This window comes from Bacteroidales bacterium, assembly GCA_021157585.1.
Lineage (GTDB): Bacteria > Bacteroidota > Bacteroidia > Bacteroidales > UBA12170 > UBA12170.
Map to the genome: position 1 here is coordinate 1 of JAGGWH010000096.1, position 12,001 is coordinate 12,001.

At 35.7% G+C, this 12,001-nt stretch carries 10 protein-coding genes; 7 read left to right on the top strand and 3 right to left on the bottom strand.

Features of this window, described 5'->3' with window-relative positions:
* Positions 1 to 27 precede the first annotated feature (27 nt).
* The 3 genes from J7K39_06405 to J7K39_06415 form a co-directional block, all read right to left on the bottom strand.
* Positions 28 to 342 carry a NifB/NifX family molybdenum-iron cluster-binding protein gene (locus J7K39_06405; GenBank protein ID MCD6179518.1) on the bottom strand — a complete coding sequence of 105 codons (315 nt, stop codon included), beginning with the start codon at positions 340 to 342 and terminating at the stop codon, positions 28 to 30.
* A 4-nt stretch (positions 343 to 346) separates the two neighbouring features.
* Positions 347 to 970 carry a DUF134 domain-containing protein gene (locus J7K39_06410; GenBank protein ID MCD6179519.1) on the bottom strand — a complete coding sequence of 208 codons (624 nt, stop codon included), beginning with the start codon at positions 968 to 970 and terminating at the stop codon, positions 347 to 349.
* Between the two features lie 130 nt (positions 971 to 1,100).
* Positions 1,101 to 3,092: a fructose-1,6-bisphosphatase gene (locus J7K39_06415; GenBank protein MCD6179520.1), complete on the bottom strand. Its 1,992-nt coding sequence runs from the start codon at positions 3,090 to 3,092 to the stop codon at positions 1,101 to 1,103.
* A gap of 113 nt (positions 3,093 to 3,205) precedes the next feature.
* Here J7K39_06415 and J7K39_06420 point away from each other — a divergent pair, with 113 nt between their 5' ends.
* The 7 genes from J7K39_06420 to J7K39_06450 all read left to right on the top strand — a co-directional run bounded on the left by J7K39_06420 (position 3,206) and on the right by J7K39_06450 (position 11,812).
* Positions 3,206 to 3,898, top strand: coding sequence for a hypothetical protein (locus tag J7K39_06420; protein MCD6179521.1), 693 nt, complete (start codon positions 3,206 to 3,208; stop codon positions 3,896 to 3,898).
* A gap of 155 nt (positions 3,899 to 4,053) precedes the next feature.
* Complete coding sequence (locus J7K39_06425) at positions 4,054 to 4,911, top strand: MBL fold metallo-hydrolase (GenBank protein MCD6179522.1); 858 nt, start codon at positions 4,054 to 4,056, stop codon at positions 4,909 to 4,911.
* A gap of 158 nt (positions 4,912 to 5,069) precedes the next feature.
* Entirely contained in the window at positions 5,070 to 6,677 is a 1,608-nt protein-coding gene (locus J7K39_06430; protein MCD6179523.1) for an acyl-CoA carboxylase subunit beta, read from the top strand.
* 101 nt (positions 6,678 to 6,778) lie between these two features.
* Positions 6,779 to 7,567 (top strand): enoyl-CoA hydratase/isomerase family protein, encoded by a 789-nt coding sequence (locus J7K39_06435; GenBank protein ID MCD6179524.1) that lies wholly within the window; start codon positions 6,779 to 6,781, stop codon positions 7,565 to 7,567.
* Between the two features lie 311 nt (positions 7,568 to 7,878).
* Positions 7,879 to 9,858 carry an acetyl-CoA carboxylase biotin carboxylase subunit gene (locus tag J7K39_06440; protein MCD6179525.1) on the top strand — a complete coding sequence of 660 codons (1,980 nt, stop codon included), beginning with the start codon at positions 7,879 to 7,881 and terminating at the stop codon, positions 9,856 to 9,858.
* 61 nt (positions 9,859 to 9,919) lie between these two features.
* On the top strand, positions 9,920 to 11,068 hold the full coding sequence (locus tag J7K39_06445) for an acyl-CoA dehydrogenase family protein (GenBank protein ID MCD6179526.1): 1,149 nt from the start codon (positions 9,920 to 9,922) through the stop codon (positions 11,066 to 11,068).
* A gap of 54 nt (positions 11,069 to 11,122) precedes the next feature.
* A complete protein-coding gene (locus J7K39_06450) occupies positions 11,123 to 11,812 on the top strand; it encodes a CoA transferase subunit A (protein MCD6179527.1) in 690 nt (229 codons plus the stop codon).
* Positions 11,813 to 12,001: the final 189 nt, after the last annotated feature.

The window sequence follows — 12,001 nt, forward strand, 5'->3', positions numbered from 1 at the left end:
GTTTAATTGATACGGTATTTTATTTATCTATAAATTTTCTAATAATATTTCTTCTACTGTTTTCTCATTATCAGAGAATAAAAGCATTTCGATACCCATACTTTCTAAAGCGGCTTTAGCTTTTGGACCAAAATCAGAAGATAATAATTTGTTTACACCTAAATTTACTACTTGTTCAGCTGCTTTTGGACCAGCTCCTCCTGAAGCATCTTTAGCTTCATTTTCGTAGAAATTAAATTCTTTGCTTTCTGAATCGTATACGGCAAAAAAAGCACCACGTCCGAAACGAGGATCCATTTTTGAAGCTTTATTGTTTTCTAAAGAGGTAATTGCAATTTTCATAATTTTAATTTTTATGTTTTTGTTGATTTTTAATTTTATTTATATTGGTGTAGTGTGCAGAATTCTCTCGCACATAATGTACTTGGCATTCGTTGCATACAACAGATTTACATGGTGTTCCGGCTTGGTGCTTTTGTCTTCTGCCACAGGCAGGACAAATGCAATAACCTAAATCGCCCATTGCATTTCGTGGGTTTGGTGGAGTATTAACAGCCTTATTTAGTGTGCCATTAATATGTTCTATATTTTTAGAATGACAAACGGGACAACTTTCTCCGGTATTATTTATGGTTCCTCTAAAAGTTGTGTCGCAAGTTAAACACCTGAACCATTCGTGCTCAAATACTACATTTCCACCTGCTACGTTAAGCACTCTGTTTTCTATTAAAGCTTTGGCCATTTTAATTCGTGCCGCTTCGTAAATACGAGTAAAAGTTGGACGAGAGACATTCATCTCGTTAGCTGCTTCTTCTTGGGATAGCCCTTTATAATCTGCCAAACGTAGAGATTCATATTCTTCAAAAAATAGTTGAATATCCTGATCTTCATCCAGATTTTTTCTTAATGGGCGAAATCCATAACCAACGGGTGGTTTTTGTAATCTTCTATGTCGTTTTGGTCTTGGCATTCTAAAGCATATTATTCTCTTACAAGAGATTCGTTTGCAAAAGTAATGCACATATGTTCATTACGCAAATTTTTTTTACCTTTTTATTAAAGGGTGTAAGGTGTTGAAAAACAACCTTATGTGTTGAGGTTTATACTCTTTCTTTGATAAGTCCTTTTCGGTAAGCGGCTAAAAGCATCTTTAAATCACCGACTTGTTCTTTTAAATCATTACCGATATCTGTATCTGCAACACGTTTTCTTTGGGCATTTGTTTCAATTATCTGTCGTGCTGAGACAATATCCAGATTGTTTTTTACCGCCTCTTCGATAGATTTAAAATGTTTATGCTCGACTAATATCAAGCCGTAGGAATTGTAAATTAAAGTATAGCCCGATAATCCCGTTACTTTTTGGTATGGTAGAGACATGCCACCGTCTATTACAAATAGTTTTCCATTAGCTTTAATAGGATTTTCGCCTTTTTTAGCTTTTACCGGAACATGACCATTAATGATATGAGAAATTTTGGGATCTAAACCAAAATCTTCAAATATCTTGTTGCAAGTGTCAACCTCGTTTCTGTATTTGTAGTATGGATTGCGTTTTTCTTCGTGAGTATTTTTATCAGCAATAAAATATCTTTCAAATGTGGCCATTCTATCCTTTCCGAATAGTGGAGAATATGGACCCGTCCATAAATACCACATATAAGCTTTATCTGCCGGATTGGCATTTGCTTTATTACAAGTAAAATATGCTCTTCGAGCGATAATATCCAGTTTGTCTAATAAAGCTTTTCCCTTATATTTTTTGTTGTCAATCTCCATCTCGTAAAAAGAGCCATCTTCATTCATTGGAATACTACCATGATACATTAAGTTAGAGTTGTATGTTAAATACATGCTTCCCTTGGCGTAAAGTACTTCTATATGTTTTTGTAATAACTCGCTTTTTCTAAAAGAAGACTGTAGTCTGTCCATTAATTCGTCTTCAGCTTTGCTAAGTTTATAAGGATCTTTTGGGTCGATTGTTGGAAAGAAAGTGTCAAGTAATTCATATTCTTTACCATCTATATTTATTGTGCCTTTTTCGTAATTAATTTTATCAAGAAGTAGGCGATCTTCCATTCCAAACTGTGGATTATCTTTTATTATTTGAGCTTCTATTTTAAACTGGATAATGGCAATGGCTTTATGCATTTGTTTAATTAACTCAATACTTTTTCCGTTTTTATTACCTGTACTTTTAGGTTCAAAAACATCTGCCGGATCAATTCCGTAATATTCCATAGCAAAAGTAGCTAAGGGGAGTAAATTAATACCATAAGCATCTTCTACAGTATCTAAGTTAATATAACGAGCACTAATTCTAAGTACAGTAGCAATAAGAGCTTTACAACCTGCTGCTGCTCCCATCCAAATAATATCATGATTTCCCCATTGAATATCTACGGAATGGTGATTTTGTAATACATCCATAACTTTTTCTGCCGATGGTCCACGATCGTAGATATCTCCAATAATATGGAGTCTGTCGATCATCAAGCGCTGAATAAAGTGCGAAATCTCAATAACAAATTCTTTTGCTCTGTCAATTTCAATAATGGTGCGTATAATCCCATCGTAGTATTCATACTTTTCTTGACCACTTTCGTTTAAAAGTTCATCAATAATATATGCATATGCTAAGGGCATTGTTTTACGAACTTTTGAACGTGTATATTTTGAAGCTGCAACACGCGCAATAATCGATAAGCGCTGCAAAGTAATCATATACCATTCTACTAAATCTTCTTTGCTTTCTTCCTGAAGAATCAATTCCATTTTTTCTTCGGGATAATAAATTAAGGTTGCTAACGCATTTTTCTCGCTTTTACGTAAAGCCATACCAAAAACATCTTCAATCTTACGTCTAACTACTCCCGACGCATTTCTTAGTACGTGGGTAAATGTTTCGTATTCTCCGTGTATATCTGTAAGAAAATGCTCAGTACTTTTTGGAAGACGCAAAATAGCTTCAAGATTTATAATTTCCATACTGGCTTTCTGAATACTGGGAAATCTCTCGGCTAATAATTCCAAATAACGTTTTTCTTTTAATAGCTCTTCGGTTGTAAACTCATTATTTGCCGTTACGCTCATAGCATATAATTTTAAAATGAATATTTTGATAACATCTATAAAGGAATAGAATAAAAATAAAGATTATCTTTACAAAGATGCTAATTTATGTTTTCACTACCAAATAATATCTTATGAATATTCAATCTAATAGTTTATTTAAACAGCTGATTAATAAAGGAATACTAAAACAGAAAGTGTATTCTAATAGCTTAGAGTCTTTTAGCCTTTTTAAACAAGAGGTTTTAAAGTTAACGGCAGAATACGCAGATGTTAAAGACTCGGATAAAATAGTATTTGAATTTACTGATAGAGGAGAGTTTGAATTTGAATTAAAGTTTGCCGGTGATATTTTAGTTTTCCTAATGCATACCAATGTATTTGAAATTCCGCGGCAGAACGAAATTATGAGAACAAAATATATTAAGCAAGATAAAAGTCGCTCGTATTGTGGACTTATCAATATTTATAATTTTATTGCAGATTCGTTTAAATACGATAGGGATAATGATTTGGGCTATTTAATTGGACGTGTTTTTATAAATAAAGAAAAACATTTTTTTATTGAAGGAAAGAAAGAAATAGGGATGATTTTTAACAATTTTGAACAGTCGGTTCTTGATGAAAAATCAGCTTACGAAATAGTAACTTCTGCTATTGAATACACCATTAATTTCGATCTTCTTCTACCTCCTTTTGAATCGGTTAAAATGGTAAGTGTTTATGATATTAGAGAACGTACCCGAAGTCTTTCTATGCGCACAGCCAAACGCTTAGGTTTTAAGTTTCAGTCTGATGAAAAAATAATAAAAGGGTTTAAGGAATAGAGAAAGGTTTGTTAATCAGTAGTTTAGTCTAAGTTTGGTTTTTGTTATTTATGTATAGTGGTGATTTAAATTTTCACCTTCTTTAACAAACTCAATCCGCAGATTTTTGTGTCATCTAAAAGCAATTTCTATCTTTGACATTCAAAATAGGGAAGATGGAAATATACAGTATAGAAACAGGTAATTTTAAACTTGATGGTGGCGCTATGTTTGGCGTAGTTCCCAAAGTGATGTGGAATAAAGTTTATCCTGCCGATGAAAATAACCTTTGCTCTTGGGCTATGCGTTGTCTTTTAGTAGTGGATGGAAATCGGAAAATATTGATCGATAATGGAATAGGCGATAAGCAAGATGCTAAGTTTTTAGGGCATTTCTATTTGCATGGCGATGATACCTTGGAGAAGTCTTTGGCAAAACATGGTTTTACACCTGATGATATTACCGATATGGTTTTAACGCATTTGCATTTTGATCATACCGGTGGCTCTATCAAATGGAATGATGGCAAAACAGCATTGATTCCCGCTTTTAAAAATGCCAAATACTGGGTAAGTAAAGCACAATGGGATTGGGCTATTCATCCTAATAATAGGGAAAAGGCAAGCTTTCTAAAAGAAAATATAATACCTATTCAAGAAAGTGGACAATTAAATATTGTGAAAACTGAAGGCGAAATTTACCCGGGCTTTCTATTGAAAATGTTTAATGGCCATACCGACGGACAAATAATTCCACATATCAATTACAAAGGAAAAACACTTGTTTATATGGCCGATCTTTTACCATCAACAGCACATATTTCTTTGCCTTGGATTATGGCTTACGATACTCGCCCACTAATCACTCTTGAAGATAAAAAATTATTTTTCAAAGAGGCCGTAGAAAATGATTATACACTTTTCTTTGAGCACGATATTTTTAACGAATGCTGTAGTCTGAAGCAAACAGAAAAAGGTGTTCGCCTAAACTCTGTATTCACACTCGAAGAATGGAAGAATTTGGTAAATAGTTAAAATGTTTAGAAACTAAATGTTTAAAGATAGAGGGTCTTTAAATTACCATTAAAGTTCGAATATCTTTATAAAAAAGTCGAATTTTTATTATGCTTACATAAGGAAAAAGTTTACATTTGAAGCTCGAATTTTGGATAAGGAATTAAAATAAAACAATAGTGTATCGTATAAAATCACAAATAGACACGAAATCAGATAGTTTTCAAGCAAACGAAAAAGCTTTTAAGAGTCTTTTAGATACGTTTCGCGAAAGAACTGCCGCAACAACAGATAGGGAAAATGATCGTTCGGTATTAAAGCATAAAAAGCGTGGTAAACTATTGGCTCGTGAGCGGATAAACCTTTTAGTTGATCAGAATACTCCGTTTTTGGAATTATCTACTTTGGCAGCTAATGGCTTATATGAAAATCAATTTCCTTCTGCTGGAATTATTACAGGAATAGGCCTTATTCAAGGTAAAGAATCTATCATTATTGCTAATGATGCTACAGTAAAAGGCGGAACGTATATTAAAGAAACTATTCGCAAGCATGTTCGTGCGCAAGAAATTGCGATGGAAAATCATTTGCCTTGTGTTTATATGGTCGACTCCGGCGGAGCTTTTCTTCCGGATCAAGCCAATGTTTTCCCAGATCGTTTTGATTTTGGTCGTTTCTTTTACAATCAAGCACGAATGTCAGCTGCCGGAATTCCGCAAATAGCCATTGTTATGGGAAGTTGTACTGCTGGCGGAGCTTACGTTCCGGCTATGAGCGACGAAACCATTATTGTGAAAGAGCAAGGAACCATTTTTATTGGTGGCCCTCCTTTGGTGAAAGCTGCTACCGGCGAAGAAGTTACAGCCGAAGAATTGGGTGGAGCCGATGTGCATACCAGTATTTCTGGCGTTGCAGATCATTTTGCTGATGATGATAGACACGCAATTTCTATTTGTCGCAATATTTTTGAAACACTCGAAAATAAGGAAAGGCAAAAGCTTGATATTGTTGATGTTGAAGAACCCTATTACGACCCAAAAGAATTATACGGTATTGCACCTGTAGATTTAAAAAAGGCTGTTGATGCGCGTGAGATTATTGCTCGTATTGTTGATGGTAGCCGATTTCAGGAATTTAAAGCGCGTTATGCCCCAACCATTATTACGGGTTTTGCTCATATAATGGGATTTCCCGTAGGGATTATTGCCAATAATGGCGTGTTATTTTCTGAAACTTCTTTAAAAGGAGCACATTTTATAGAGCTCTGTACAAGTCGGAATATCCCAATTATTTTCTTGCAAAATATTACAGGTTTTATCGTTGGTAAAGAATATGAACGCAAAGGAATTGCCCGAGATGGTGCTAAATTGGTTCACGCTGTTGCCAATGCCAATGTACCCAAATTTACAGTTGTTATTGGAGGCTCTTTTGGAGCGGGTAATTATGCAATGGCTGGTCGTGCTTACGATCCACGCTTATTGTTCATGTGGCCAAATGCCAAAATTTCGGTAATGGGAGGTGAGCAAGCTGCTGATGTTTTGATTCAGGTGAAAAAAGATCAACTCAAAGCGCGTGGTGAAGAAATGCCTCAGGAAGATATTGATAAGCTTAAGAAATCTATTTTAGAAAAATACGAAACAGAAGGTTCTGCATATTACAGCACAGCCCGTATGTGGGACGATGGAATAATTGATCCTGTTGATACTCGGAAAGTATTGGCTATGGGAATTGCTATGTCATTAAGTAAGAAATGGGATGAAACAAAATACGGTATTTTTAGAATGTAATTCTCTGCGTCTTGGCGTCTTTGCGTGATGTTTTTTCTCGCCAAGCCGTAGAGTCGCCAAGTTTTTTTAATTTGTGCATTTGTGGCCTATAAAAAATATTTATGAAGAAATTTGAAACAATAGAACTAGAAATAAAAAACGAAGTCGGGACCATTTGGCTTAACCGACCTCAAATTCACAATGCTTTTAACGAAGTAATGATAGCCGAGCTTATCGATATGTTCAAAGAAATCAAGGATATTAATGAAGTTAGAATTGTTGTTTTACGGGGAAGAGGAAAATCGTTTTGTGCTGGTGCCGACCTGAATTGGATGCGTAATGTAGCCAAATATTCTTATGAAGATAATTATGAGGAAAGTCTAAATCTTTCCAAATGCTTTTATGAAATCTATACTTGTCCAAAACCAACGATAGCCATAGTTCACGGAGCCGCAATAGGAGGTGCCAACGGTTTACTTGCTGCTTGTGATTTTGCTTATGCCGATGAAAATACAACCTTCTCTTTAAGCGAAGTAAAAATAGGAATTGTACCGGCTTGCATCTCTCCTTATGTTACTAAAAGAGTAGGAGAATACGGCTCTAAAGAATTGATGCTGACGGGAAAACGTTTTAAAGGCGAAGAAGCTGCTTATCACCGTTTGGTTAATAAATCTTTAGCATCGGATAAATTAGATGCCTATTTGGAAGAAGTTATTGCTCTGCTAAAAACGAGTGGACCAAAAGCAATGAGTCATTGTAAGAATCTTATTTATGATATTTCAAATAAGCTTACGCTTCAAGATGCTATTGGATATACCGCTAAAATGATAGCTGATATTCGTGCTTCTGAAGAAGGCCAAGAAGGAATGGCTGCTTTTTTGGAAAAACGTAAACCTAACTGGGTAGAGTAAATGATTTGTGATTAAAAAGAAACCACAGAGACACGATGACACAAAGCAAAAATAGAAAAAGAATACTGAAGAGTAATAAGAAATAAAAAACAACAACAATAAACTTCGTGTCTTTGTGCCTTCGTGGTAAAAAAATATAGAGTCACAGAGATATAAAGCAAAAATGGAAAAAGAATACTGAAGAGTAATAAGAAATAAAAAGCAACAACAATAAACTTCGTGTCTTTGTGCCTTCGTGGTGAAAAACAAAACTACAGAGGCTCAAATAAAAAAGGGAAAAACATAAGACTTTTAGACAATAAGAAACAGAAATGAAACTTTTCAATAAAATATTAATTGCCAATCGAGGGGAAATTGCGGTAAGAATTATACGTTCGGCGAAGAAGATGGGGATACAAACAGTAGCCATCTATTCTAAAGTTGATGCCGACAGTTTGCATATCCGTATGGCTGATGAAGCACATTGCATCGGCGATACAGCACTGGATGAAACTTATTTGAACGTTGATAAAATTATCGCGGTAGCAAAAGAAACCAATAGTGAAGCCATCCATCCCGGTTATGGCTTTTTAGCTGAAAACCCTAATTTGGTTGCTGCTTGTGAGAAAGCAGGAATTGTATTTATCGGACCATCGGTTAAAGCTATTCAATTGATGGGAAATAAAATCGAAGCCCGTGCTTTTGTTGAGACTTTGAATATTCCTATGACGAAGGCACATACGGGAGATTTAAATCATTTGCTTGAGGCTTCTAAGTCGATTGAGTTGCCTGTTTTGGTGAAAGCAGCAGCAGGTGGTGGTGGAAAAGGAATGCGCATTGTTCACGATTGGAAAGATTTAAAAGACACTATAGAATCTACGAGTAGAGAAGCAAAAGCTTATTTTGGTGATGGTGAAGTTTTTGTTGAGAAATATGTAGAGAATCCTCGTCATATTGAAATTCAGGTGATGGGTGATAAGCACGGAAACGTGGTTCATCTTTACGAAAGAGAATGTTCTATTCAGCGTAGATATCAAAAAGTAATTGAAGAATCTCCATCTCCAACATTGACCCAAGAGGTTCGCGAAAAGATGGGAGCCGAAGCCGTAAAAATTGCAAAAGCAATTGGCTACGATAATGCGGGAACAATTGAGTTTTTAGTCGATAATAAGCTGAATTATTATTTCCTCGAAATGAATACACGCATACAAGTGGAGCATCCCGTAACGGAGATGGTGACAGGAATAGATATTGTACGCGAGCAGTTATTAGTATCCGCTGGAAATGTTTTGAGTTTTTCGCAAAGTGAAGTAAAGCAAACGGGTCACGCTGTTGAAGCGCGTATTTATGCTGAAGATCCTGAAAATGATTTTCTTCCTTCTCCTGGTCAAATGACTTTGTATCAAGAACCTCAAGGCGAAGGAATCAGAATAGACAGCGGAATAGAAAAGCCCGTTGAGGTCAAAAGCTTCTTCGATCCCATGATTAGCAAATTAATTGCTTTCGATTCTGATCGCGATTTAGCAAGAAAAAGATTGCTTCAAGCTTTAGAGCAATATCATATTCATGGTATTAAAACCAATATTACCTATTTGATTAGTGTATTGCAAAATAAAGATTTTCAAAATAATAAAATCGATACTAAATTTTGTGATCATCAATCCGAAAAACTTATTCAATCCATTCAAGAAAAAAGAGAAGCTATTTCTAAACCGGTATTGATGAGCGCTTTTTTAGCGCATCAATTTGCTTTTAGTACAAATAATTCTATTTGGGGAAGCATAGGTTATTGGCGTCAGCGTATGCAAATTAATATTAAGCTTGATGAAGAAAAGTATTCGGTTCAGATTATTGAAAGGAGTGTTAAAGGAGGGTGCTTTCATATTCAAGGAGAAGAATATCACGTTTGTATAAAAGAACGCAATTCAAACTTTATTCAGCTTGCTATCAATAATGATTGTTATAAATTTACCCTTTCAAAAGATAGTGAGAATAATACCATTATTGGGCTTTCAGGTCATAATTTTGCGCTCAAGCGCGATGATGTCTTATCAATTCCCGATTTTTATGAAGCTGCTGAATCGGATCAAGTTGGTGATATTGTTAAATCGCCTATGCCCGGGAAAGTGATTAAAGTTTTGGTGAATATTGGTGATACCGTTAAAAAAGGTGAAGTTCTTTTGGTTGTAGAAGCAATGAAAATGGAAAATAATATTTTAGCAGTTCGGAATGGTGTTGTAGAAGAATTAAATGTTGCTGTGGGTGAGATGGTAGATGGTAGTATGGCATTATTAAAATTGGAAAAAAACTAAGTATAATCAATAGCATATCTAATTTAAATATTTCTTGTGCTATAACAGAAAAAAGATAAAAATGAATTTTGAATTAAGTCAAGAACAAGAACTAATCCGTCAAACAGTACGTGATTTTGCTGAGCGTGAAATTAAACCTCTTGCACAAGGATTGGATGAAAGAGGAGAATTCTCCTACGATTTAACTAAGAAAATTGGTGAGCTGGGTTTGTTTGGAATGTATTTACCTGAGAAATATGGCGGACAAGGACTAGATACCCTTTCTTATATTATTGCTGTTGAAGAATTGGCGCGTGTCGATGGTTCGCAAGCGGCTACTTTGGCCGCACATAATTCATTGGGAATAGGACCGCTTTACTATTACGGAACAGAAGAACAAAAGCTGAAATATTTGCCTCAGCTCTGTACGGGTGAAGGAATTTGGGCTTTTGGTTTAACAGAACCTGATGCAGGATCTGATTCTCGTGGTAGCAAAACAACCGCCAAATTAGAAGATGGAAAATGGACTGTTAATGGTTCAAAAATATTCATTACCAATGGAGCTTCCGATATTTCATTAGGGGCTACAGTACAGGCTGTTACTAAAACTTTTCCCGATGGAAAAAAAGAGTTTACTACCATTATTGTTGAAAAAGGAACAAAAGGTTTTAAGCGTGTAGCTATGCACAATAAAATGATGTGGCGCGCTTCGGATACTTCGGAATTATACTTTGATGATTGTGTAGTTCCTGAAGAGAATTTACTGGGAAAAGTAGGTGAGGGCTCGCATATTATGTTAGCTACATTGGACAACGGTCGCTTATCTATTGGAGCTATGGGTTTGGGTTTAGCACAAGGTGCTTTTGAAGAAGCATTGCGTTACTCAGGCGAAAGAAAGCAGTTTGGAAAACCAATTAGCAAATTTCAAATCAATGCTTTTAAATTGGCTGATATGGCTATGAAAATTGAGCTTGGACGTAATTTGCTTTACAAAGCTTGCTGGCTAAAAGATGAGGGAAAACCTTTTGCTAAAGAAGCTGCAATGGCTAAATTGTATTGCTCTGAAATTGCGCGTGAAGTGGCTGATGAAGCCGTTCAGATTCACGGCGGTTATGGATTAATGAAAGACTATCCCGTTGAACGTTTTTATCGCGATCAGCGCTTATTGCAGATTGGTGAAGGAACAAGCGAAATCCAACGTTTGGTAATTTCTCGTTATATTGGCTGTTAATATTAATAATGCACTTACGCATGTGCTTGCAAAGCATTTTTAAAAATAAGACCTATGAATAAAGTAGTAAAAAACGCAAAAGAAGCTATCGCCGGAATGGAAAACGGTCAGACTTTTATGTTGGGTGGCTTTGGTTTGAGTGGTATCCCTGAAAATACAATCAATGCATTAGTTGATAGTGGATTAACCAATTTAACCTGCATTTCAAACAATGCGGGGGTTGACGATTTTGGTTTGGGTTTACTCTTAAAAAAGCATCAAATCAAGAAAATGATTTCATCTTATGTGGGTGAAAACAAGGAGTTCGAGCGTCAGCTTTTGGAAGGTGAATTGGAAGTGGATCTGATTCCGCAAGGAACTTTGGCAGAACGTATTCGTGCCGGAGGAGCTGGAATTCCCGCATTTTTTGTTCCTGCCGGTTACGGAACAGAAGTTGCTGAAGGCAAAGAAGTCCGCGAATTTGATGGCAAAATGCATTTGCTGGAGTCTTGGCTTAAAGCCGATTTTGCTATTGTAAAAGCTTGGAAGGGCGATACCATGGGCAACCTTATTTATCGCTATACGGCTAATAATTTTAATCAGCCAATGGCAATGGCAGGTAAAATAACCATTGCCGAAGTGGAAGAATTAGTTCCTGCCGGTGAGCTCGATCCTGCTCAAATTCATACGCCTGGAATTTTTGTTCAAAGAATTTTCCAAGGTGTAGATTATGAAAAACGTATTGAGTTTGAAACGACGAGATAATTAAAATGTTTTTTTCTTGTGCTTTCGTGCCGTAGTGGAAAAATAAAACAAATCACATAGACACAGAGGCACAGAGAAGAATGGAGGCATAAACAAAATAAATATAAACTTAGTGTCTTCGTGCCTTAGTGGTGAAAAAATAACCACGGAGTCACAGACACAAAGAAAATCTAAAACAAGAAAAAATGA